Origin of the sequence: Massilia sp. CFBP 13721 (assembly GCF_014842025.1) — a bacterium.
Classification (GTDB): domain Bacteria; phylum Pseudomonadota; class Gammaproteobacteria; order Burkholderiales; family Burkholderiaceae_D; genus Telluria.
The window spans coordinates 95,163-117,007 of the sequence record NZ_JACYUY010000004.1 but is presented as its reverse complement, the minus strand read 5'-3'; the positions used below and the strand labels follow the sequence as shown (position 1 = coordinate 117,007).

The window sequence follows — 21,845 nt, the reverse complement described above, 5'->3', positions numbered from 1 at the left end:
TGTTTCATGTCCATTGCGTACTGGTACTCCGCTACGACTGTGGCCTGTGCCGCCGCAGATTAGCAGAAAGAAAACCCTGCCTGGCGGGCGGACTGGAAAGAATCACCTTGCTGCGTGGATGTCACCCACAGCGACGCCGGCCCTTGCGGCCGCCAGCGCCTGGGCGATCCAGCTGTCGAACAGCGGCTGGTGGTACTTGATCCACCCTGCCGTATGGCGCGCGATGTCGGCTTGCGTGTTTTCGCCGCTGCGCATGCGCTCGTTCTGGGCATTGATGTCGGCAATGGGCAGCCGCATCACTTCAAACAGTTTGGCCGCCGCCGGATTCTTTTCGGCCCAGGCGCGGTTCACCACGATGCGCGTCGTGTTCACCGCGAAGCCGTAGTCGCTGCCGTCGCCGAGGCGGGTATTCGCCTTTTGCGGATTGCTCGAGAACGGCACCTGCAGCCAGACGACGTCCTTGCCCGGCACCAGCACGCCGCTCACCCAGTAGGGCGTCCAGGTGTAGTACAGCACGGGTTCGCCGCGCCCGTAGCGGCCGATGGTATCGGCGATCAGGGCGGCATAGCTGCCCTGCACGTGCTGCACCGTCGCGCGCAGCTTGTAGGCATCGAGGTGATGTTCGATCATCGCCTCGCAGCCCCAGCCCGGGTCGCAACCGGTGAGGTCGGCTTTGCCGTCACCGTCCTGGTCGAACAGCTTGGCCAAATTCGGGTCGCGCAGCTGGTCGATGTTGGTGATCTTGTACTTCTCGGCCGTGGCCTTGTCGATCAGGTAGCCTTGCGCGGCCGGGCCGGCATACTGGCCGGTGCGCAGCAGCTTGGCGTCGCCGCCGGCATTCGCGTAATAGTCCTGGTGCAGCGGGTCCCAATGGACCGCGAGGAAGGTCGCGTCGCCGTTCGCGACGGCGACGTGCGCGGTAGGATAGGCGACTTCCTTGATCGGCTGCGGCGCGTAGCCCAGCTTTTCGAGCGCGCTATTCACCAGCATGGTCTGGAAGGATTCTTCGGCCACCGAGCCTTGCAGTGCCTGCACCGGGCTGCCCTGGCCGGGCAGGTCAGTGTCGAGCGTTTGCGCCATGGCCAGGCTGGTGCTTAAGGTGAGGGCGGCCAGCGCTACCGCCGACAGCCACTGGAACTTGCGTTTTGCCTTGCAGGTGAGTGTGAAGTTTTTAATATGCTGCATCGAGATCCTTTTTCTTTAATTAGTGTGCAGTGATGGGCGCGGCCGCTTCGGCACGCGGCGCACTACCGCCTACAAGCCGCAAGATGAAACCGGCCGGCCCCGTCTGGTACCAGTGGCGCACGCCGCGGCGCGGCTGTCCCAGCGCCTGCGTCAGGCGGTCGAGCGTGATCGCCAGCAGCACGATGCCCAGGCCCCCCACGGTGGCCAGGCCCATGTCGAGGCGGCCGATACCGCGCAAGACCATCTGCCCCAGGCCGCCGACCGCGATCATCGAGGCGATCACCACCATCGACAGCGACAGCATCAGCGACTGGTTGATGCCGGCCATGATCGACGGCATCGCCAGCGGCAGCTGCACGCGGGTGAGCAGTTGCCAGGGCGAGGCGCCATACGCGCGCGCCGCTTCGACCAGGTCCGGGCGCACCTGGCGGATGCCGAGGTTGGTCAGGCGTACCAGCGGCGCCAGCGCGAAGATGATGGTCACGATCACGCCGGGCGCATTGCCGATCCCGAACAGCATTACCACCGGCACCAGATACACGAAGGCGGGCGTGGTCTGCATCGCGTCCAGCAGCGGGCGCAAGGTGTTCTGCGCGCGCTCGCTGCTGGCCAGCAGGATGCCCAGCGGCAGGCCGATCGCCAGGCAAAAGCCAAGCGAGGTCAGTACCAGCGACAGGGTGACCATCGCTTCCGGCCAGACGCCCAGCACCGACAGCGCCAGCAGCGCCAGCACGGTGCCGGCGGCCAGCGCACCGCCCGTGAACTGCCAGGCCAGCAAACCGATGATGGCGATCACGACCGGCGCCGGCGCCGCCAGCAGCACGGCGCCGGCAGCGCTCAGCGCCGCGTCGATCGGCGCGCGCACGGCCTGGAACAGCGGCCGGAAATGCGCGACCACCCAGCCCAGCCCTCCGTTGATCCAGGCTTGCAGCGGCAGTGCGCCATCGAGGATGTGGGCCAGGTCGACAGCGCCGGCGTGCGCGGGTGTGGCCGCCGGTCCGGCCGCGTCGAGCCAGGAAGTGTCGCCCGGCGGCGACGGCAGCCATGGGTTGGCCTGGGCCGCGTCTGCTGCTGGTTGTACGGTGATCGTGCTGTTCGGATTCATGCTTGTCCTTTCTGTGTTTCGGGAATCGGCGGCGTATCGCGGTCGAGGAATTTCAGCAGCGTCGTCTTGCTGATCGCGCCGCGAAAGCGGCCGTCGTCGCCCACCACCGGCACCGCGTACGGCAGTTGCGCCACCTGGCCGAACAGGCCGGCCACGGGTTCGTCCGCATCGATGGTCTGCACTTCCGGCAGGAAGGCGTGCGCCAGGCCGAGCGGGCCGGTATGGCCGTCGAGCGCGCTGCGCAGGGAATCGGCCGAGACCATGCCGAGGAATTCGCGGCGCGGATTGACGACGTAGGCATAGGCGCGGTCTTCTTCTTCCAGCATCGACAGCGCCGCGCGCGAACCGCGGGCAGGCGACTCCGCCACCACGACCTGGCTCTTGCGCGCGATATCGCCGGCCTTGAATACGGCCGCCGCATCGACCCCGCGCACGAAATTGCGCACGTAGTCGTTGGCGGGCTGGCGCAGGATGTCTTCCGGCGTACCGACCTGCACCACGTGCCCATCCTTCATGATGGCGACGCGGTCGCCGATGCGCATGGCTTCGTCGAGGTCGTGCGAAATGAAGACAATGGTGCGGCGTTTTATTTGCTGCAGGCGCAGCAGTTCCGATTGCATCTCGGTGCGCATGATCGGGTCGAGCGCGGAAAACGCCTCGTCCATCAGCAGGATGGATGGGTCGCAAGCGAGTGCGCGCGCCAGTCCCACGCGCTGCTGCATGCCGCCGGAGAGTTCGTCTGGATAGCTGGCGGCATAGCCCGCCAGGCCGACCTGTTCCAGCGCCTGCCGCGCCAGCGCATGGCGCTCGGCCTTCGGAATGCCGGCCAGTTCCATGCCGAAGGCCGTGTTGTCGAGCACCGAGACATGCGGCAGCAGCGCGAACGACTGGAACACCATGCTGATGTCCTTGCGCCGCAAGGCGCGCAGCTGCGCGTCCGGCAGGGTATTGATGTCGTCGCCGTCGACCAGGATGCGGCCGGCGGTCGGCTCGACCAGGCGATTGAGCATGCGCACCAGCGTCGACTTGCCCGAGCCGGACAGGCCCATGATGACGAAGATCTCGCCCGCTTCGATGGTGAAGCTGGCGTCGAAGACACCGATCGTGCAGCCGGTCTGCGCGAGAATATCCTGCTTGCCGGCGCCTTGATGGACCAGCGCCAGTGCTTCCTGGGGCTGGTCGCCGTAGACCTTGAAGACGCGGTCGATGATGATTTGTTTTGCCATTGATTGTTCTCCTTCGAGTGGCGAATGCGTTGAAACCCGGCGCCGTTGGCGCCGCTGGATCGCTAGAGCCGGGAATCGACAGACCCTGTGCCGACGGCGCTGGAAGGCGCACGGGCGGAGCACGCACAGGCGCACGGGCGCGCTGGCGACGGCAAGGGTGAGACACGTAATCCCGGCGGAGCAGATGCCGTTTGGGGGTGTCGTGCGTGTTAATTGTGTGCGTGCTAAAAGAGGCTGGGTTCAGGACTTTTAGGCACGCAGGCGCCGTGCAAAACACGGCGTCGGGATGGTCGACGAAAAAACTGCGTCAACGATGAACTGACAGGCGCGGGGCCTTGGATTGTTTGCCACGCAGTGCATGGAAAACGGTTTTACTGAAGGTGTGTGTTGTAAAATTGATCTCAATTGTAGAGCAAAAAGACATCAAAGTCAACTGGCGTTCCGAATTGGAATGTGCTAGTAAAGTTTTGCGGCACGTTCGCGGCGCAAAAATGAACGTGCGCCAAAGGCCGCTTTCGCCTGTGGGCCCGGCCTGATGCGCAGACCCGTAAGGTGGGCGGCTCCACTTTTTCAATTTGCATACCAGAGACGGTTGAGCCGCCCACGCGTTCACCGAGCCGGTGATTCGTCGCGAAGTTTCAGAGGGCGGTTGAACGCGTGGGCGGCATCCAGGGGGCGAGCAATCAAGCGCCAGGGTATAGCCGCCCACCTTACGGGTCTGTGCATTCTTTCTTGGAAAAACCGACTTGGCTGACTGGGATGCGGACCTGCCCAGGTTTGGAACGCTTTTCCGGAGAGGGAAATCTTGCCGTCGCTTTTCCAGGCTACTACCGGTCGACTGTCGGGCTGCCTGGACCTGCTACTGCCCGATCTGACGCTGACCGTGAATGGCACGGCAGTGTGGAAGCCAATTCTGACCTGCCCGGCGCGGCAACCAAATTGGCAAATCATCATCTTGCATGGTGTTCAACTGGGACATTTTGTCCCGATGGAAGGTGTGTGCTTTTGAGTAGAATGCCGTGGAACGTGCAGCAAGACCGTCCTCGCATGGAATCCGGCTGGCGTTGAACTGAAATGCGCTGCTGTATGGGCGTCTTGAGGTCATGCTCCTCACGCTAAATAGTATCAAGTAATAGCCTGGAAATACGCAGAACAATGGAATGGTTCCCCGTCGTCGCCGTCATCTTCAAGATTCTCGTGCTGGGCACGGGCATGTTCTTTGCCGTCAAGTGGCATTACGACCAAGGGAAGAAGGGGAGGGAGCAAGAGCGGCGCGAGGTACTGCGCGGGGCCATCAAGGTGGCCGCGATCTTCGTGCTGGCGCTGCTGGGACTGGGATTCATCACCTGGCTCCTCCTCAGCAGGCTCAGCCTGGATTTGCACTTGCCGTGATGGCAAAGGACAGCCGGCCGGTATCCGCTAGCGATACCGGCCAGGCAAACCTGGCCCGCCCTCAGGCGTCGATGTAGATCGCCCTGAAGTCGTTCACGTTGGTCAGGGTCGGGCCGCACACCACCGAATCGCCCAGCGCCTGGAAAAAGCCGTGGCCGTCGTTGTCGGCCAGGCTGGCGCGGGCGCGGATGCCTTGCGCCCAGGCGCGCGCCAGCGTGTCCGGGGCCAGCAGCGCGCCGGCGATCTCTTCCTGCCCGTCGACGCCGTCGGTGTCGCAGGCGATCGCATGCACCCCAATCAGGCCGTCGAGCGCCACGGCGAGCGACAGCAAGAATTCGACGTTGCGTCCGCCACGCCCCTGGCCGCGCAGCGTGACCGTGGTCTCGCCGCCGGAGAGCAGGATGCAGGGCGGCGCGAACGGCTGGCCGCGCGTGGCCACCTGGCGCGCGATGCCGGCCATGACGATGCCGACGTCGCGCGCTTCGCCTTCGATGCTGTCGCCCAGGATGTGCGCCGGCACCCCGGCCGCGCGCGCGACCGCGGCCGCCGCTTCCAGCGCCATCTGCGGCGTGGTGATCAGCCGGATCGCGTGACCGGCCAGGCGCGGGTCGCCCGGCTTGACCGATTCGCCGCGGCCGCTTTCCAGTACCTCGCGCACGTGCGGCGGGACCTCGATGCGATGGCGCCCCAGCACCGCCAGCGCGTCGGCGCAGGTGGTGGCGTCGGCGCAGGTCGGCCCGCTGGCGATATCGACCGGGTCGTCGCCCGGCACGTCCGAGATCAGGAGCGTGAGCACACGGGCCGGGTGGCAGGCCGCGGCCAGGCGCCCGCCCTTGATGGCGGACAGGTGGCGCCGCACGCAGTTCATCTCGCCGATGGTGGCGCCGCTGGCCAGCAGCGCCGCGTTCAGGCGCTGCTTGTCGGCCAGGTCGAGGCCCGGCGCCGGCAGCGGTAGCAGCGACGAGCCGCCGCCCGAGATCAGGCAGATCACCAGGTCGTCGGCCGTCAAGCCGTCGACCATCTCGAGCATGCGGCGCGCGGCCTCCATGCCGGCCGCATCCGGTACCGGGTGCGCCGCCTCGACAATCTCGATGCGTTCGCACGGCACCGCATAGCCGTAGCGGGTGACCACCAGGCCGCTCAGCGCACCCGGCCAGTGCCGTTCCAGCACGCGCGCCATCTCGGCCGAGGCCTTGCCGGCGCCGACGACCAGGGTGCGCCCGCGCGGCGGCGCAGCAAGGTAGGACTGCAGGTGCGGCGGCAGGCACAGCGCCGGCTGGGCGGCGGCGACGGCGGCGTCGAACATCGCGCGCAGCAGCGCGCGTGGAGGAGGAGGATGCGTCATTGCGGCACCGTACCACCAATGTCGAAATTGGCCATGATCTCCAGTGCGCGCACCAGGGCCGAGTGGTCCCAGGCCTTGCCGCCGTTGGCCGCGCAGGTACTGAACAGCTGCTGGGTGGTGGCGGTGTTGGGCAGCGACAGGCCCAGCTCGCGCGCACTGGCCAGTGCCAGGTTCAGGTCCTTCTGGTGCAGTTCGATGCGGAAGCCCGGATCGAAAGTGCGCTTGACCATGCGCTCGCCATGCACTTCCAGCACGCGCGAAGCGGCGAAGCCCCCCATCAGCGCCTGGCGCACCTTGCCGGCGTCGGCGCCCATGCGCGAAGCGAGCAGCAGCGCTTCGCCGACCGCTTCGATGTTCAGCGCCACGATGATCTGGTTGGCGACCTTGGTGGTCTGGCCGTCGCCGTTTGCCCCGACCAGGGTGATGTTCTTGCCCATCAGGTCGAACAGCGGCTTGACGCGCTCGAACGCCTCTGGCGAGCCGCCGACCATGATGGTCAGGCTGGCCGCGCGCGCGCCGACTTCGCCGCCGGAGACGGGCGCGTCGAGATAGTCGCAGCCGAGGGCGTTGATGCGCGCGGCGAATTTCTTGGTCTCGAGCGGCGAAATCGAGCTCATGTCGACCACCACCTTGCCGGGCGTGAGGCCCTCGGCCACGCCGCCGGCGTCGAACAGGACGGCGGCCACGTGCGGCGTGTCCGGCACCATCACGATGACGACGTCGGCCTGCTGCGCCACCTCGCGGCTCGAGGCGCAGGCGCGTGCGCCCTGGCCCGTCAGTTCTTCCGGCAGCGGCTTGACGTCATGCAGGAACAGCGTGTGGCCGGCGGCCAGCAGGTGTCCCGCCATGGGCGTGCCCATGATGCCCAGGCCAATGAATCCGATGTTGCTCATATTGTCTCCTTCGATGATCGTAACGGTGGATGCGCGCTCAGGCAAGGCGCGGGGCAGGGTTCCTGAATTTGGCGGCCAGTTGCTCGGCGCCGCGCGCGAGGATGCCGGTATCGCTGCCGACGGCCACAAAAGTCGCGCCGGCCTCGATCCAGTGGCGCGCCAGGCGCTCGTCGCCGGCCAGGATGCCGGCCGGCTTGCCGCAGGCGCGGATGCGGGCAATCGCCTCGTCGATGGCGGCCACCACGTCCGGATGGCCGACCTGGCCGATGTGGCCCATCGCGGCGGCCAGGTCGCCCGGCCCGATGAAGATGCCGTCGACGCCGTCGACCGCGGCAATCGCTTCGATGTTCGCCAGCGCCACCGGCGTCTCGACCTGCACCAGCAGGCACAGTTGTTCTTCGCAGGCGCTCGGATAATCCTTGATGCGTCCGAAGTCCGAGGCGCGCGCGGCGGCGGCATAGCCGCGCACGCCCAGCGGCGGATAGCGGGTGGCCGCCACCGCCTGGCGCGCTTCCGCGGCATCCTGCACATACGGGATCAGGAGCGTCTGCACGCCGATGTCGAGATAGCGCTTGATGTTGACCGTATCGTTCCAGACCGGGCGCACGATCGGGTGGGTGGCGCCGCGCGCGATCGCCTGCAGCTGGCAATGCACCATCGGCAGCTCGTTGGGCGAGTGTTCGGTGTCGAGCAGCAGCCAGTCGAAACCGGCATTCGCCAGCAGTTCGACCGTGACGTGGCTGGACAGGCCGGACCAGAGGCCCAGCTGCATCTCGCCCTTGCGCAGCGCATTCTTGAATTGGTTACTCGGGACCTGCATGTCTTCCTCCTGATGTGGCCCGCCAGGGCCGGGTGGGTTGGATCCGATAGGAACAACAAAACGCGTATGTGGTATGACGTCGTACAACCGCAGGCGAAATTCTTGCGGCAACCGAAGCTTCATGCGCTGCGCATGCCCCGCAGCGCCGGATTCGGCGATATATGCCGCATCGCCACGCAATCAAAAATACCACGGTTTGCGAGGTTGTCATACAACCTTCTGTAAATACCCGATCAAGATGTTGCGTGATCCACAACGCAGGCTCAGCGCGGCCGGAACATCCGGAACAGCTGTTCCGGTCCCACCGTAAAATAATCGGCCGGCCCGCCGCCGCGCAGGATATGACCGGCGCCGGCGGTATCGTAGATGCCCTCCTTGAGCGAGGCGGCGGCGATGTGGACCCCGACCACCTCGCCCAGCACCAGCCAGGTTTCCACGGTCTCGCTGCTGGTCCGCTGCAGCTGGACCACCTGGGTGAGCTTGCACTCGAAGGCGACCGGGCTGTCGGCCACGCGCGGTGTCGCGATCAAGCGCGATGGCGCGGTGCTCAAGCCGGCCAGCGCGAACTCGTCCACCTCCGGCGCCACCGCCGCGCAGGTCTGGTTCATGGCCTCCGCCAGCGGCCTGGTCGCCAGGTTCCAGACGAATTCCCCTGTCTCCTGCACGTTGCGCAGCGTGTCCTTGGCGCCGATGCTGGCGAAGCCGACGATCGGCGGCACGTAATTGAAGGCGTTGAAAAAGCTGTAGGGCGCGAGGTTCAGCGCGCCGCCCGCGCTGCGCGAGGAGATCCAGCCGATCGGGCGCGGACCGACGATGGCGTTGAAGGGATCGTGGGGGAGGCCGTGGCCGTTGCGCGGTTCGTAGAAGTGGATCGACATGGGCGGCAGTGTGCGGTTGCGAAGTGTTCAGAATAGCAGGGTTGGGCTTCGGGGCCGGCTGCCAGGCTGGCTCCCGGCGGGAGCATCTATGTGGCCGGCCGCGCATAAACTGTTGACCCCGCCCCAAAAAATCGCTAGCATGACCAAAAATGACAACGATGGACAATTCGCCGGATGGCCTGGAAGCCATTGCGATTGCACGACGTGAGGCCGCAAGGCCCGAGGAGACAAGTTGGCCACAATTCACGACGTCGCCGAACAGGCGGGCGTATCGATCAAGACCGTGTCGCGCGTGCTCAACGACGCCGGCAGCGTGTCGGAAAAGACGCGCCAGCGCATCGAGCACGCCATGCAGCTGCTCGACTTTGCACCGTCCGCCGCCGCCCAGATGCTGCGTGGGCGCCCGACCGACCTGGTCGCCGTCATCGCCGAAAAGCTGACCACCACGCCCGATTCGTCGGAGATCATCAAGGGCATCCAGTCGGTCTGCGAATCGCTCGGCAAGATGCTGATCATTGGCGAGACCGGCGGGCAGGCGAGCGTCGCCAACCGCCTGGTGGCCGACATGCGCACCCGGCGCGTCGAGGCGATCATCTTCGCGACTTCCTTCCACCGCGAGGTGACCCTGAACGAAATGCTCGGGCGTACCCCGGCCGTGCTGGCCAACTGCTTCGAGGCGGCGCCGCGCTTTGCCCAGGTGGTGCCGGACGACGAGGGCGGCGGCTACGCGGCAGCCCAGGCGGTACTTCAGGCCGGGCACCGAAGGATCGCTTTCCTGCAACTGATCGAAGACATGGTCGCCACCCGCCTGCGCCTGCGCGGCTTCCGGCGCGCCATGCAGGAACACGGCGTGCAGCCCGACGAAGCCTGGCTGCTGCACGGCGCCACCCCGGCCGACGACGAATTCGCGCAACTCAAGGCCACCATCGAACGCCTGTTCGCCAGCGCCGATTGCCCGAGCGCGATCCTGTGCGGTAACGACAAGATGGCGATGCGCGTGATCTTCATCCTGCAGCGGCGCGGCTTGCGCGTGCCCGAGGACGTATCCGTGGTCGGCTTCGACGATTTCCGCCTGATTTCCGAAGCGCTCGATCCGGGCCTGACGACGGTCGGCCTGCCGTACCGCGAGATCGGCGAACTGGCCGCGCGCCAGGCGCTGGGCGGCGCGCAGCAACCCGGCGTGCTGCGGGTGCCGTGCCGGGCGATCATGCGCGGCACCGTGATGGGGCCGGCAGCCGCCGCACGGGGCGCCCGATGAAACGCATCCTGCTATCACTCCTGGCCACGCTGGCCGCACCCGCCCTGGCGGCGCCGGTCGAGATCAAGGCCTGGCGCCACGATACCGGCGACGCCGAGATGGCTGCCAGCCGCAACATGGTGGAACGCTTCAACCGCATGCAGGACAAGTGGCGCGTCGTGGTGGAAGCGATCCCGCAAGGCTCCTATACCGAATCGATCACCGCCGCCTCGCTGGTCGGCCAGCTGCCCTGCATGATGACGATCGACCAGCCGGCCGTGCCCAACTTCGCCTGGGCCGGGAATATTCGCCCGCTCGACGACCTGCTGCCGGCGCCGCTCGTGCAAGCGCTGTTGCCGGGCGGGCGCGGCACCTATCGCGGGCGCCTGTACAGCGTCGGCCAGTTCGACGTCGTGCTGGCCCTGTTCGCGCGCCGCTCGGCGCTGGCGGCGGCAGGCGTGCGCGTCGCCACGGTCGAGCAGCCCTACACGGCCCAGGAACTGCACGACATCCTGGTCAAGGTGAAAGAGGGCGGCCGCTATCGCTACCCGCTCGACCTGAACGGCAAGGCCAAAGGGGAGTGGGTCAGCTATGCCTTTTCTCCCTGGCTGCAGAGCGCCGGGGCCGACCTGATCGACCGCAACGATTACCTGCGCGTCGACGGCGTGTTGAACGGCGGCCCGGCTTTGAACGTGGCGCGCTATTACGCGCGGCTGTTCAAGGAGCGCCTGGCCGAGCGCAACCCAGCCGACGAGAAGGGCTTCGAGCAGGGCCGTTCGCTGCTGCAATACACCGGCTCGTGGAAGGCGCGCGACTACGCCGAACGCTTCGGCGACGACCTGGTCGTGATGCCGCCACCGGACTTCGGCCATGGCCCGAAGGTCGGCGCCGCTTCCTGGCAGTGGGCGGTCGCGCGCAGCTGCAAGCATCCGGCCGGCGCGGCCGCCTTCCTGGCGCACGTGCTGTCGGACCGCGAGATGGCCGAGATGTCGCGCCAGACCGGGCTGGTGCCGGTAAGCGCCGCCGCCGCGGCCCTGACCGCGTATTACCGCCCCGGCGGCAAGGGCCGCGTCTACTTCGATTTCGCCGCCCGCTACGCGTTGCCGCGTCCGGCCACGCCGGCCTATCCGACCATCTCGGCCGCCTTCGAAAAAGCGATGGGCGACCTGCGCGGCGGCAAGGAGCCGGCCGAGGCGATGGACGAGGCGGTGGAAGCGATCGAGTACGACCTCGCGCGCAACAACGGCTATGGATTCACCCGACCGAAAGCGGTGGCAAGCAAATGAAAACCCTCCTTGGCCGCGACCACCCTCTGGCCGTCGGCGCATTCGCCACTCCCGCGCTGCTGCTGTTCGGCGCCTTCATCCTGCTGCCGCTGCTGCTGGCGGCAGCCGCCACGCTGACCAACCACCGGCTGGTGTCGCCCGAGCCGACGCGCTACGTCGGCTTCGACAACTACAAGCGCCTGCTGACGCTGCAGGTGGTGACGGTCGAACCGCTGCGCGACGCGGCCGGCGCAGCGCTGCGCGACGAGGACGGGCTGCGCTTTCCTACCTGGCGCCAGACACGCCTGGCCCAGCCGGAGCTGGCGGGCTTCCGGCCAGCCTGGCAGTTCGAATTCGGCGAACGCAGGGTGGTGCTGGCGGGGACCGACCCGCTGTTCTACCGCTCGCTGATCAACACCTTCCTGTTCGCGCTGCTGGTGCTGCCGCTGCAATGCGGCGCGGCGCTGGGGCTGGCGCTGCTGGTCAACGGGCGCATCGCCGGGCGCATCTTCTTTCGCACCGTGTACTTCGCGCCGGTGGTCACCTCGATGGTGGTCGCTTCGATCGTCTGGTCCTTCATGCTCAATACCGACCGCGGCATGATCAACGAGCTGCTGCGCACCTTGACGGGTGACCCGAACACGGGGCCGGACTGGCTGGGCGAGAGCACCTACGCGCTGCCGGCGATCGCCATCATGTCGGCCTGGCAGGGCGCGGGCTTCCAGATGCTGGTGTTCCTGGCCGGCCTGCAGTCGATCTCGCCCGAGCTGTACGAGGCGGCCCGCCTGATGGGCGCGAATGCCTGGCAGCGTTTCGTGCACGTCACCTTACCGGGCCTGCGCAACACCATCGTCTTCGTGCTGGTGTCGACCATGCTGATGGCCTTCGGCCTGTTCACCCAGGTCGACGTGATGACCGCCGGCGGCCCGCTCGACTCGACCTCCACCGTGGTCTACCACGCGGTGCGCAGCGGCTTCAAGCAGCAGGACATCGGCTATGGTTCGACCATCACCCTGGTCTTCTTCGGCGTGGTGCTGCTGTTTTCGGCGCTGCATCGCTTCCTGGCTTCGAAAGGCGCTGACAAATGAACCGACTCGTCCACAAAGCACTCCTGCGCGCACCGCTGTTCGCTCTCATGTGCGTGCTCGGCCTGGTGTTCGCGCTGCCGCTGCTGTTCATGTTCGCGTCCTCGTTCAAGGAGGACGACGCCATCTTCGCCAACCTCGCCAGCTGGACCGCCTACGTGCCCGACGCCGGCTGGTCGATGGCGAATTACACGGCCATTTTCGAGCGCAGCAACCTGCCGCTGTTCCTGTTCAATTCGACCGTCATCGCGCTGGTCGTGGTGGTCGGCGGCGTGCTGGTCAACAGCATGCTGGCCTTTGCGCTCAGCCGCATGCGCTGGCGCGGCCGTGGCGCGGTGCTGTCGGTGGTGGTCGCCATGATGGTCATTCCCTTGGAAGTGATTGCCATTCCGCTGCTGTCGCTGGTGGCGCGGCTGCCGTGGCTGGGGATCGAGCAGGGCGCCTTGATCATGCAGGTCGGCTGGTTCAACAGCCTGCACGTGCAGATCATTCCCTTCCTGGCGAATGCCTTTTGCGTCTTCCTGTTCTACCAGTTTTTCCGCGACATCCCGCCGGAGCTGGACGAGGCGGCCAAGATGGATGGCGCCGGACCGTGGGCGCTGTTCTTCCGCATCATCCTGCCCAACAGCCGGCCGGTGATCGCCACCGCCGCCATCGTGCTCTTCATCGCCGCCTGGAACCAGTACCTGTGGCCGATCATGGTGGTGCAGGGTGAGGCCGCCCGGCCGGTGCAGCCGGGCATCCAGCAATTCTTCGGCCGTTCCAATTCGTGGGGTCAGATCATGGCGTATGCCTCGGTGGTCACCCTTCCCGTGCTTGCGGTGTTCCTCGCTTTCCAGCGGCAGTTCGTCGCCTCGGTGGCGGGGTCGGGCATCAAAGGCTAACTCTTGCGCTATCAACGATAACAAGCAACCATGACACTTAAAATCGACGACAAATTCATCTGGGACTTCTGGCACTATGCCGAGGGCGAAGAACAGCACCTGTTCGTGCTGCAGGCCGACCGCGCGATCGGCAACCCCGACCTGCGCCACTGGAACGTCTCGGTCGGCCATGCCGTCTCGCGCGACCTGCGCAACTGGGACTACCGCGGCACCGTATTCGGCCCGGCGGCGCAACCGGCCTGGGACGATTTCACCACCTGGACCGGTTCCGTCATCAAGGCCGAGGGCAGCTACCACCTGTTCTATACCGGCACGAGCCGCGCGGAGAACGGCATGCGCCAGCGCATCGGCCATGCGACGTCTAACAGCATCGAAGGTCGCTGGACCCGCGTCGGCGACGGCCTGGCGCTCGACCTCGACGAGCGTTACTACGAAGAGCATGCCGAAGGCCTGTGGCACGACCGCGCGCTGCGCGACCCGTGGGTTCTGGAAGAAAAGATCGACGGCCTGTACCACATGTTCTTCACCGCGCGCCGCAAGGACGGCCCCAAGTACGAGCGCGGCGTCATCGGTCACGCGACCTCGCCCGACCTGGTGCACTGGGAAGCGACCGCGCCGGTGTACGCGGGCGGTCACTACGGCCAGCTCGAAGTGCCGCAAGTGTTCGAACGCGACGGCCAGTGGTTCTGCACCTTCTGCAACGTGCGCGAACACTGGTCGGAAGCGCAACGCGAGCGCCACGGCGGCGGCGTCTCGGGCACCCACTACCTGGTGGCGGACAATCCGCTCGGTCCATGGCAGCCGGCAGAAGGCTTCCTCGATGGCGACGTGCCGTGCCGCCGCTACGCCGGCAAGATCCTGCGCGACCCGCACACCGGAAAGGACTGCCTGATGGCCTTCCTCGACACCGGGCCAGATGGCCAGTTCGTGGGCCAGATCAGCGACCCGATTGCGCTGCGCCTGGAGGATGGACGCTACCGGCTGGACGATTCGTCTGGCGGGTGATGACAACGTTAGACAGTTAGAAGCGAGCCGCCGGATCGAGCGGCCCACGAGAACAAGGAGACAGTATGGACATCACCGCACCGGCACAGCGCCGGTCGCTATTGCCGACGCTGCTGGCGGCGCAACTGGCGTTGGCGGCCCTTCCAGCGGCCCTGCTGGCGCCGCAATGGGCGACGGCCGCTCCGGCCGCCATCGCCGCCTGGGCGCTCGATGAGGGCCGCGGCAACGGGGCGGTCGAGGCCGTGTCGAAGCGCCGCGACCCGGTCAGTTTCGTCTTCAACCAGGCACGCTACAAGCCGAACTCCGACCCGCTGTGGCGCCCGGCCGCAGCCTGCATCAAGGGCGGCTGCCTGCTGTTCGACGGCTACTCGACCGACATCGTGGCGCCCGGCTTGAGCGAGGCGCAGTTGAGTGCCGGCTGGACCGTCAGTGCCTGGGTCGCGCCGCATGCCTTCGAATGGGGCGACGGCGGCCAGTACTCCGGCTTCCTCAGCCAGTACGACGAAGCGGCGAAGGCCGGCTTCTCGTTCGGCATGCACCGCTTTGGCGCCTGGGGCATCAGGCTGGGCTTCGGCGGCGCCGAGTTCGACCTTCGCGTGACCGACCGCAAGCTGCCGAAGGACAGCTGGTCGCACGTGGCCGCCAGCTACGATCCGCGCACCAGGCAGCTGCGCCTGTTCCTGGACGGCGCCGAAGTGGCGCGCGGCACCGGCCCGGCCACTGGCCGCTTCGCGCTGCCGCAGCAGCCACTCACGATCGGCCGCCATTCGCAGCCGCGCCTGGTCGCCGGCGTCTTCAAACTGAACACCTACCTTGGCCTGATGGACGAGGTGCGCATCGGCGCCGGCGCCGCCGACGCGGCGGCAGTAGCGCGCCTGGTGCGCGCCGACCTGGCCGCGCGCGGCGGCAAGGCGCCGCAACTGGCGCGTGCCGACGTGACGATCGACCCGGCGGTCTTCGACGGCGACCGCCACCGTCCGCAATACCACGCCATGCCCGATTCCGGCTGGATGAACGAGCCGCATGCGCCGTTCTTCCACAAGGGCCAGTACCACCTGTTCTTCCAGAAGAACCCGTTCGGCCCGTTCTGGCACCAGATCCACTGGGGCCACTGGGTCAGCCCGGACATGGTGCGCTGGCGCGAACTGCCGATCGCCCTGGCGCCCGACGACGACACACTGGCGCCGGACGGCATCTGGTCCGGCAGCGCGACCCATCGCAAGGATGGCACGCCGGTGCTGTTCTTCACCGCCGGGAACGATTCGGCAACGATCCGCGAGCGCAGCGGCCTGGCGCTGCCGCAGGATCCGGCGGACCCAGACATGGTCAACTGGGTCAAGCACCCGGTACCGGTGACCGTGCAGCAGCCGGGCGCCGGCAAGCCTGGCCAGTTCCGCGATCCGTTCGTGTTCCGCGACGAGGCCGGCGACCGCTGGTTCCAGCTGGTGGCCTCCGAAGTACCGGGGCGCAGCGGCACGGCCCTGGTCTACGAATCGTCCGACCTGGTCGAGTGGCGCTACCGCGGTCCCATGTTCACCATCGATGCCACGAAATATCCGGGCTTCGACCGCACCTTCGAACTCCCCGTGCTGCTGCCGATCGGGAAGGGCAAGGATGGCCGCGCGCGCCACGTGTTCCTGGTCGACGTCAAGGCGCAAGCCTGGTACTGGACCGGCGTGTTCGATCCGGCCACGGCGCGCTTTACACCGGACAGCGAAGCGCCGCGCGTGTTCGACCTGGGAGAGGGGCACTTCTCGGGTCCGAGCGGCTTCGTCGACCCGAAGACCGGGCGCACGGTCGTCTTTTCGATTGCCCAGGGCGAACGCACTGCGCAGGGCGAATGGGACAGCGGCTGGGCGCACAACGCCGGCCTGCCGGTTGAACTCAAGATCGGGCCGGATGGCGACCTGCGCCTGGCGCCGATCACCGAACTGGCCAGCCTGCGCCAGCAACTGCTGCTCGACCTGAACGACGTCACGGCGGCCACCGCCGCGCAGCGCCTGGCAGGGGTCCAAGGCGACCTGCTCGAAGTCGAGCTCGAACTGGCGCCGGCGGCGGGTGTCACTGCGCGGCGCGGCCTGGTCGTGCGCAAGACGCCGGACAATGCCGAGCGTACCGACCTGGTGGTCGATGCGGCGCGCGGGCGTTTCGAGATCGACCGCACGCACACGACGCTCGACCCGGCCCAGCGCTCGCGCGGCGTGCAGGGCGGCGCTTTCGACGCCGCCGGCGAGCACCTGCGCCTGCGCGTCTTCCTCGACCGCTCGATGGTCGAGGCCTATCTCAACGAACGCAAGAGCTTGACCAGCCGCGTGTTCCCGACCCGCCTCGACGCCACCGGCCTGGGCCTGATCGCGGCGCCCGGCGACCGCGTCCTCAAGCTGAAGGTATGGCGCATGGGCGCCGCCAACGGCAAGCCGGTGGCGCCGGCGCAGCCTGCCGGCGCTCCCTACGCTTTACAAGGATTTTGACATGGCCTCCATCACCCTGACCGGCGTCGGCAAGACCTACCCCGGCAAGAGCAGCAACCACATCCTGAAAGACATCGATTTTTCGATCGGCGACGGCGAATTCGTCGTGCTGGTCGGGCCGTCCGGCTGCGGCAAGTCGACCGTGCTGCGCATGATCGCCGGGCTGGAAGAAATCAGCGCCGGCGAGATCCGCATCGACGGCGAACGCGTCAACGAAACGGCGCCGGCCAAACGCGGCCTGTCGATGGTGTTCCAGAACTATGCGCTGTACGCGCACATGAGCGTGTTCGAAAACATCGCCTTCGGCCTGCGCCTGGCGCGCGTGCCGAAGGCGGAAATCCGCACGGCGGTGCAGGCGGTGGCCAAGATGCTGCAGCTCGAGCACCTGCTGGAACGGCGCCCGCCGCAACTCTCGGGCGGCCAGCGCCAGCGCGTGGCCATCGGCCGCGCCATCGTGCGCAAACCGCGCGCCTTCCTGTTCGACGAACCCCTGTCGAACCTGGACGCGGCCCTGCGCGCCGACATGCGCGTCGAGATCGCCCGCCTGCACAAGCAGCTGGGCGCGACCATGGTCTACGTGACCCACGACCAGGTCGAGGCGATGACGCTGGCCGACCGCATCGTCGTGCTGGGACCGTCGGGCGTGCAGCAGATCGGCGCGCCGATGGCGCTGTATGAAAAGCCGGCCAACGTATTCGTGGCCGGTTTCATCGGCATGCCGAAGATGAACCTGGCCGAGGGCAGCGTCGATGCGCGCGGCGCCCTGGCGCTGGGGCAGGTGGCGCTCGACTGGCACAACGCGGCTGCAGGCGGCCAGGCGGTCACGGTCGGGATTCGTCCCGAGCACCTGGTGCCTGACCCGAACGGTGCAATTCGCGGCACCGTCGTTCTGGTCGAGCGGCTCGGCGCCGAATCGCACGTGCACCTCGAGGTGGCGGGGCTGGCGCGGCCGCTGGTGGTCTCGATCAAAGCCGAGCCGCCGGCGAGCGGCGCGGCGTGGGCGGTCAGTCCGCTCGCGGGCGCGCTGCACGTGTTCGGCGCCGACGGTGCGCGCATCGAGCCGGCGCAATTCAACGGTTTATCGGAGGTCGCATGATCGTCGTCTGTGGTGAAGCCTTGTTCGATGTCTTTCCAACGCAGGAGGTCGCGGCCGGCATCGACCTGTCCGCGCGCCAGGGTGGTTCGCCCTTCAACCTGGCGACCGGCATCGCGCGCCTGGGCGGCAGCGCGGCGTTCTTCGGCGGCCTGTCGCAGGACGTGTTCGGCAGCAAACTGCACGCGGCGCTGCAGGCCGAGGGCGTCGGCCTGGCGGCCGCGCCGCGGCCCGACGCGCCGACCGCGCTGGTGCTGGTGGGCGTCGACGCACGCGGCGTGCCCTTGTACACCTTCTACGGCAGCGCCACCGCCGAGCGCGTGGTAAACCTGGCCGACCTGGAACGGGTGCCGCTTGATGCCGCGGCGATCCACGTCGGCTCCTACTGCATGGTCGTCGAGCCGGTCGCGTCCAGCCTGCGCGCCCTGGTCGAGCGCCAGCGCGGGCGCAGCCTGCTCGTGGTTGACCCGAACGTGCGCCTGTCGATCGAGCCACGCGCCGAGGTCTGGCGCGACACGCTGGGGTGGATGCTCGAACGCTGCGACCTGCTGAAGGTAAGCGAAGAGGATATCCACGCGCTGTATCCGGCGCTGCCCGTGGCGGACTTCGTCGAACGCGCACTGGCGGCGGGCGTGGCGCTGGTGGTGGTCACGCGCGGCGAACACGGGGTGGTCGCGGCAACCCGTTCTCTCCCCGTACTGGAATTGCCCGCCATGCCTGTCGCGGTGGTCGATACCGTGGGCGCCGGCGACACCTTCCAGGCCGGCCTGCTGGCCTGGCTGCAGGCCAGGGGCTACCTGGACCGTGCGGCGCTGCAGGGGATCGAAAGCGGCGCGCTGACCGAGGCCTTGCAGTTTGCCGCACGCGCAGCCGCCATCACCTGCTCGCGCAGGGGCGCCGATTTGCCCTACCTGGATGAAGTGAGCGCCAGCACGGCGCCAACACGCGACCAGTAAAGGATTCGCACCACGCTTGCAATGCTGTGCCCGACCAGATGACAACGATAGTCATCGGCGGAAAATGAAGTAAAAATATCCACTACAGGAGACCATTCTCATGCACTACGCAATTTCACGTTACATCGGCTGCTCGGCCGCCCTCGTCATCGGCCTGATGCCGGCCCTCGCGTTCGCGCAGCAGCAGGCAGGCGCCCAGCCTGCACCAGCCGTCACGGCCGACCAGGCAAGCGAAGACGGCACCGCGGTCGTCATCGTCACCGGTGTCACCCAGACCACCAGCAAGAAGAACGCCACCTTCTCGATCAACACCCTGAGTGCGGACGAGATCGCGCGCCTGGCGCCGATGAGCACCGCCGACCTGCTGGGCAACCTGCCTGGCATCTATGCCGAGGGCAGTACGGCGGGCGAAGCCGGCAACAACATCACCGTGCGTGGCCTGCCGGTGGCCGGTGGCTTCCGCTATTCGCCGCAGCTGATCGATGGCTTGCCGGCCTTTGAAGAGCCGGATACGCCGTTCATGAACAACGACGTGCTGGTGCGCGACGACCTGATGACCGAGACCGTGGAAGCGGTCAAGGGCGGGCCAGGCGGCATCCTGTATTCGAACGGCCTCGGCGCCACCGTCAACCACATCACCCGCACCGGCGGCAAGGAACTCGCCGGCGGCTACAAGATCGAGTACGCCGACTACGGCTTCTGGCGCCACGACGCCTTCGTCTCCGGTCCGATCAACGCGAATGTCACCGGCGCCATCGGCGGCTTCTACCGCCGCAGCGACGGCATCCGCGACACCGGCTACACCGCCGACAACGGCGGCCAGATCCGCGGCAACCTGGTATTCACCAGCGACGACGGCCGCACCACGGCGCGCATCGACGGCCATTACCTGAACGACCGCACCGCCTTTTACCAGAACCTGCCGATCTCGGTGCCGCGCATCAGCGGCAGCGGCACGCCGTCGAATCCGACGATCCTGCACCAGAACACGATCGAACCGCTCGGCATCGATTTCGGGCACGGCTCGGTGGCTTCGCCCTACAACCGCCGCTTCACCATGCTCGGCGAATACGGCAGCCGCGAGATCGACCAGGCCGACGGCCTGCATCCGAACTTCAAGATGCTGACGGCCAAGGTGAGCCACGAATTCGATTCCGGCTTGCGCCTCTCGGCCGGCCTGCGCCATACCGGCGGCACCAACGGTTTCAATTCGGTCTTCACCGGCAACGACACCGCCACCGCCGCCAACTTCCTGAATGCCCGCTACCAGAACGACGTGATCTCGCCCGCGCACGGCGCCGCCCTCGGCTGCAACCTGGGCAATGCCAAACTGATCGGCTACTTCAACGTGCCCGCCAGCGGCGCCTGCTCAGCCTTTGCCAACATCAGCCGCGAAGACTTCATCCGCAACTATGCCAAGGCGAGCGGCGTGGCAGGCAAATGGCGCAACGACGGTTCGTCGGTGGCGCCCGACGCCTACATGAACTTCCTGATCCCGTTCATCGCGCGCATGGATGCGCGCAGCGACATCCTCGACCTGCAGGCGCAGAAGAGTTTCAGCGGCGCCGGCAAGCACGACCTCACCTTCGGCGTCTACGGCAGCCGCTACCGCTTCGACCTCAACCTGCAGAATTCGCTGCTGGTCGGCGAGAGCGCGGACCATGGGCGCCTGGCCGACCTGTTCGCGGTCGACGCAGCCGGCAACCAGGTCGGCCCCTCGCTGACCCAGGGCGGCGCCATCTTGCCGGGCTGGGGCGGGCATGACAGCCGCTTCAAGGGAGAAGGCAAGGCAGTGTACCTGCTCGACCATTGGGAAACGCTGCAGAAGCGCCTGCGCATCGATGCCGGCGTGCGCTGGCAGCACCTCGACGCCAACGTCGTGCGCCGCAACCGTGACACGGCGACCGACCTGACCCCGGCCGGTACAGTGGTCGGCTCGACCCAGGACACGACCGCCGATAACGAAATCTACTTCCCGGCCGAGGCGCGCCTGCTCAACAAGAAGTTCCATGCGCTGGGCTGGTCGATCGGCGCCAACTACGCGCTCAGCAAACCGCTGGCCGTGTATGCGCTGGCATCGCGCTCGTTCCGCATGCCGGGCGTGGGCGACCTGATCGACCTGAGCGCGGCCGGCACGCAGGTCGTGAACGGCCAGGCGGTCGAGATCGACGCGGTCGAACGCATTCGCCAGTACGAAGGCGGCCTGCGCTACCAGGCGCGCGGCTTCGGCGCCTCGGTCGCCGTCTTCTACAACAAGTTCTCGCCACGCAGCGCCGTCAACGTGTATCGCGATATCGAATCGAGCCAGTGCTCCGCGCTCGGCGGCGTCACCCAGATCAACTCCTGCCCGGAAGTCGCGCAACTCTACAAGCGCGGCGTCGAGAACGTCGGCGCCGAGGTGGAACTGAACTACCGGCCGGCCATTATCGAGGGCCTGGAACTGAAGGGCAGCTTCCTGGCCCAGCAGCCGAAGGTCGAGGGCGCCGACTACACCATCACCCAGGAAGACAAGACCGCCCAGGGCGTGATCACCGGTTATCACTACGTGCAGGTGAGCGAAGACGGGCGCCGGCCGCGGCGCCTGGCCAAGTTCATGGCCAACTTCACGCCCTCGTACGACCTGCGCGCGGCCACCGGCCTGCCGCTGACGATCTATGGCCAGTACCAGTTCACCGGTTCGCGCTTCTCGGAGGCGAGCGACACCAACGTGACGCTGCTGCCCTCGTACCACATCATCAATCTGGGCGCGCAATATGAAGTGTCCCCGCGCCTCACGGCCCAGCTGCACGTGGCGAACGTCGGCAACGACCTCACCTTCACCGAAGGCGATCCGCTGTTCGCCGACCTGCTGTCGCCGGACGGAACGCGCAACCGCGGGGTGGCGCGGCCGCTGTTCGGGCGCACGATCCGGGCCAGCCTGACCTATCGGTTCTGATCCGGCGCCGCCAGGCCAGGGGCTGCCTCCAGCCCTGAAGTAATCGTCCCCCATCCCGGGTCAAACCGGC

The 21,845-nt window shown here is 67.1% G+C and carries 17 protein-coding genes; 10 read left to right on the top strand and 7 right to left on the bottom strand.

The features are described 5' to 3' along the window. Nucleotides 1-102 precede the first annotated feature (102 nt). The 3 genes from proX to proV are packed head-to-tail and all read right to left on the bottom strand — an operon-like array spanning nucleotide 103 to nucleotide 3,516. On the bottom strand, nucleotides 103-1,185 hold the full coding sequence (proX, locus tag IFT60_RS05175; protein ID WP_192050203.1) for a glycine betaine/L-proline ABC transporter substrate-binding protein ProX: 1,083 nt from the start codon (nucleotides 1,183-1,185) through the stop codon (nucleotides 103-105). Nucleotides 1,186-1,204: 19 nt separating this feature from the next. After that, on the bottom strand, nucleotides 1,205-2,290 hold the full coding sequence (gene proW / locus IFT60_RS05170) for a glycine betaine/L-proline ABC transporter permease ProW (RefSeq protein ID WP_192050200.1): 1,086 nt from the start codon (nucleotides 2,288-2,290) through the stop codon (nucleotides 1,205-1,207). Next, nucleotides 2,287-3,516 carry a glycine betaine/L-proline ABC transporter ATP-binding protein ProV gene (gene proV / locus IFT60_RS05165; protein WP_192050198.1) on the bottom strand — a complete coding sequence of 410 codons (1,230 nt, stop codon included), beginning with the start codon at nucleotides 3,514-3,516 and terminating at the stop codon, nucleotides 2,287-2,289. The genes proW and proV overlap by 4 nt, the downstream gene beginning before the upstream one ends. A gap of 1,155 nt (nucleotides 3,517-4,671) precedes the next feature. On the opposite strand from proV, the gene IFT60_RS05160 reads away from it, so the two are divergent. Continuing rightward, nucleotides 4,672-4,908, top strand: a complete 237-nt coding sequence (locus tag IFT60_RS05160; RefSeq protein ID WP_192050196.1) for a hypothetical protein — start codon at nucleotides 4,672-4,674, stop codon at nucleotides 4,906-4,908. Between the two features lie 61 nt (nucleotides 4,909-4,969). On the opposite strand, the gene IFT60_RS05155 is transcribed toward IFT60_RS05160, so the two are convergent. The 4 genes from IFT60_RS05155 to IFT60_RS05140 all read right to left on the bottom strand — a co-directional run bounded on the left by IFT60_RS05155 (nucleotide 4,970) and on the right by IFT60_RS05140 (nucleotide 8,844). Continuing rightward, nucleotides 4,970-6,253, bottom strand: coding sequence for a glycerate kinase type-2 family protein (locus IFT60_RS05155; protein WP_192050194.1), 1,284 nt, complete (start codon nucleotides 6,251-6,253; stop codon nucleotides 4,970-4,972). After that, the gene (locus IFT60_RS05150) at nucleotides 6,250-7,146 is read right to left on the bottom strand and encodes a 2-hydroxy-3-oxopropionate reductase (RefSeq protein ID WP_192050192.1); all 897 of its coding nucleotides are present in this window, start codon (nucleotides 7,144-7,146) and stop codon (nucleotides 6,250-6,252) included. The genes IFT60_RS05155 and IFT60_RS05150 overlap by 4 nt, the downstream gene beginning before the upstream one ends. Before the next feature lie 37 nt (nucleotides 7,147-7,183). Then, a complete protein-coding gene (locus IFT60_RS05145) occupies nucleotides 7,184-7,966 on the bottom strand; it encodes an aldolase/citrate lyase family protein (protein ID WP_192050189.1) in 783 nt (260 codons plus the stop codon). A 263-nt stretch (nucleotides 7,967-8,229) separates the two neighbouring features. Further along, nucleotides 8,230-8,844, bottom strand: a complete 615-nt coding sequence (locus IFT60_RS05140; protein ID WP_192050187.1) for a flavin reductase family protein — start codon at nucleotides 8,842-8,844, stop codon at nucleotides 8,230-8,232. Nucleotides 8,845-9,076: 232 nt separating this feature from the next. Between IFT60_RS05140 and IFT60_RS05135 the strand changes: the two genes are divergently transcribed. From IFT60_RS05135 to IFT60_RS05095, 9 genes are all read left to right on the top strand, one after another. Beyond that, complete coding sequence (locus IFT60_RS05135) at nucleotides 9,077-10,102, top strand: LacI family DNA-binding transcriptional regulator (RefSeq protein WP_192050185.1); 1,026 nt, start codon at nucleotides 9,077-9,079, stop codon at nucleotides 10,100-10,102. Beyond that, nucleotides 10,099-11,367: an extracellular solute-binding protein gene (locus IFT60_RS05130; protein ID WP_192050183.1), complete on the top strand. Its 1,269-nt coding sequence runs from the start codon at nucleotides 10,099-10,101 to the stop codon at nucleotides 11,365-11,367. Before IFT60_RS05135 ends, IFT60_RS05130 begins: the two co-directional genes overlap by 4 nt. Next, nucleotides 11,364-12,434 (top strand): carbohydrate ABC transporter permease, encoded by a 1,071-nt coding sequence (locus tag IFT60_RS05125; RefSeq protein ID WP_192050181.1) that lies wholly within the window; start codon nucleotides 11,364-11,366, stop codon nucleotides 12,432-12,434. The genes IFT60_RS05130 and IFT60_RS05125 overlap by 4 nt, the downstream gene beginning before the upstream one ends. Beyond that, nucleotides 12,431-13,315: a carbohydrate ABC transporter permease gene (locus IFT60_RS05120; RefSeq protein ID WP_192050179.1), complete on the top strand. Its 885-nt coding sequence runs from the start codon at nucleotides 12,431-12,433 to the stop codon at nucleotides 13,313-13,315. Before IFT60_RS05125 ends, IFT60_RS05120 begins: the two co-directional genes overlap by 4 nt. Before the next feature lie 30 nt (nucleotides 13,316-13,345). Next, nucleotides 13,346-14,320 (top strand): family 43 glycosylhydrolase, encoded by a 975-nt coding sequence (locus tag IFT60_RS05115; RefSeq protein ID WP_192050177.1) that lies wholly within the window; start codon nucleotides 13,346-13,348, stop codon nucleotides 14,318-14,320. Between the two features lie 65 nt (nucleotides 14,321-14,385). Continuing rightward, nucleotides 14,386-16,791, top strand: a complete 2,406-nt coding sequence (locus IFT60_RS05110) for a GH32 C-terminal domain-containing protein (protein WP_192050175.1) — start codon at nucleotides 14,386-14,388, stop codon at nucleotides 16,789-16,791. A gap of 1 nt (nucleotide 16,792) precedes the next feature. Then, nucleotides 16,793-17,887, top strand: coding sequence for an ABC transporter ATP-binding protein (locus tag IFT60_RS05105; RefSeq protein WP_192050173.1), 1,095 nt, complete (start codon nucleotides 16,793-16,795; stop codon nucleotides 17,885-17,887). Then, complete coding sequence (locus IFT60_RS05100) at nucleotides 17,884-18,840, top strand: carbohydrate kinase family protein (protein ID WP_192050171.1); 957 nt, start codon at nucleotides 17,884-17,886, stop codon at nucleotides 18,838-18,840. Before IFT60_RS05105 ends, IFT60_RS05100 begins: the two co-directional genes overlap by 4 nt. Before the next feature lie 100 nt (nucleotides 18,841-18,940). After that, nucleotides 18,941-21,775 carry a TonB-dependent receptor gene (locus IFT60_RS05095; protein ID WP_192050169.1) on the top strand — a complete coding sequence of 945 codons (2,835 nt, stop codon included), beginning with the start codon at nucleotides 18,941-18,943 and terminating at the stop codon, nucleotides 21,773-21,775. The last annotated feature ends 70 nt before the right edge of the window (nucleotides 21,776-21,845 follow it).

Excerpts from the sequence above, each read along its gene's own strand:
- IFT60_RS05100 (WP_192050171.1), top strand. The coding sequence starts at position 17,884 with ATGATCGTCGTCTGTGGTGAAGCCTTGTTCGATGTCTTTCCAACGCAG.
- proV (WP_192050198.1), bottom strand. The coding sequence starts at position 3,516 with ATGGCAAAACAAATCATCATCGACCGCGTCTTCAAGGTCTACGGCGAC.
- IFT60_RS05160 (WP_192050196.1), top strand. The coding sequence starts at position 4,672 with ATGGAATGGTTCCCCGTCGTCGCCGTCATCTTCAAGATTCTCGTGCTG.
- proW (WP_192050200.1), bottom strand. The coding sequence starts at position 2,290 with ATGAATCCGAACAGCACGATCACCGTACAACCAGCAGCAGACGCGGCC.
- IFT60_RS05105 (WP_192050173.1), top strand. The coding sequence starts at position 16,793 with ATGGCCTCCATCACCCTGACCGGCGTCGGCAAGACCTACCCCGGCAAG.
- IFT60_RS05155 (WP_192050194.1), bottom strand. The coding sequence starts at position 6,253 with ATGACGCATCCTCCTCCTCCACGCGCGCTGCTGCGCGCGATGTTCGAC.
- proX (WP_192050203.1), bottom strand. The coding sequence starts at position 1,185 with ATGCAGCATATTAAAAACTTCACACTCACCTGCAAGGCAAAACGCAAG.
- IFT60_RS05125 (WP_192050181.1), top strand. The coding sequence starts at position 11,364 with ATGAAAACCCTCCTTGGCCGCGACCACCCTCTGGCCGTCGGCGCATTC.
- IFT60_RS05150 (WP_192050192.1), bottom strand. The coding sequence starts at position 7,146 with ATGAGCAACATCGGATTCATTGGCCTGGGCATCATGGGCACGCCCATG.
- IFT60_RS05120 (WP_192050179.1), top strand. The coding sequence starts at position 12,431 with ATGAACCGACTCGTCCACAAAGCACTCCTGCGCGCACCGCTGTTCGCT.
- IFT60_RS05130 (WP_192050183.1), top strand. The coding sequence starts at position 10,099 with ATGAAACGCATCCTGCTATCACTCCTGGCCACGCTGGCCGCACCCGCC.
- IFT60_RS05145 (WP_192050189.1), bottom strand. The coding sequence starts at position 7,966 with ATGCAGGTCCCGAGTAACCAATTCAAGAATGCGCTGCGCAAGGGCGAG.
- IFT60_RS05095 (WP_192050169.1), top strand. The coding sequence starts at position 18,941 with ATGCACTACGCAATTTCACGTTACATCGGCTGCTCGGCCGCCCTCGTC.
- IFT60_RS05140 (WP_192050187.1), bottom strand. The coding sequence starts at position 8,844 with ATGTCGATCCACTTCTACGAACCGCGCAACGGCCACGGCCTCCCCCAC.
- IFT60_RS05110 (WP_192050175.1), top strand. The coding sequence starts at position 14,386 with ATGGACATCACCGCACCGGCACAGCGCCGGTCGCTATTGCCGACGCTG.
- IFT60_RS05115 (WP_192050177.1), top strand. The coding sequence starts at position 13,346 with ATGACACTTAAAATCGACGACAAATTCATCTGGGACTTCTGGCACTAT.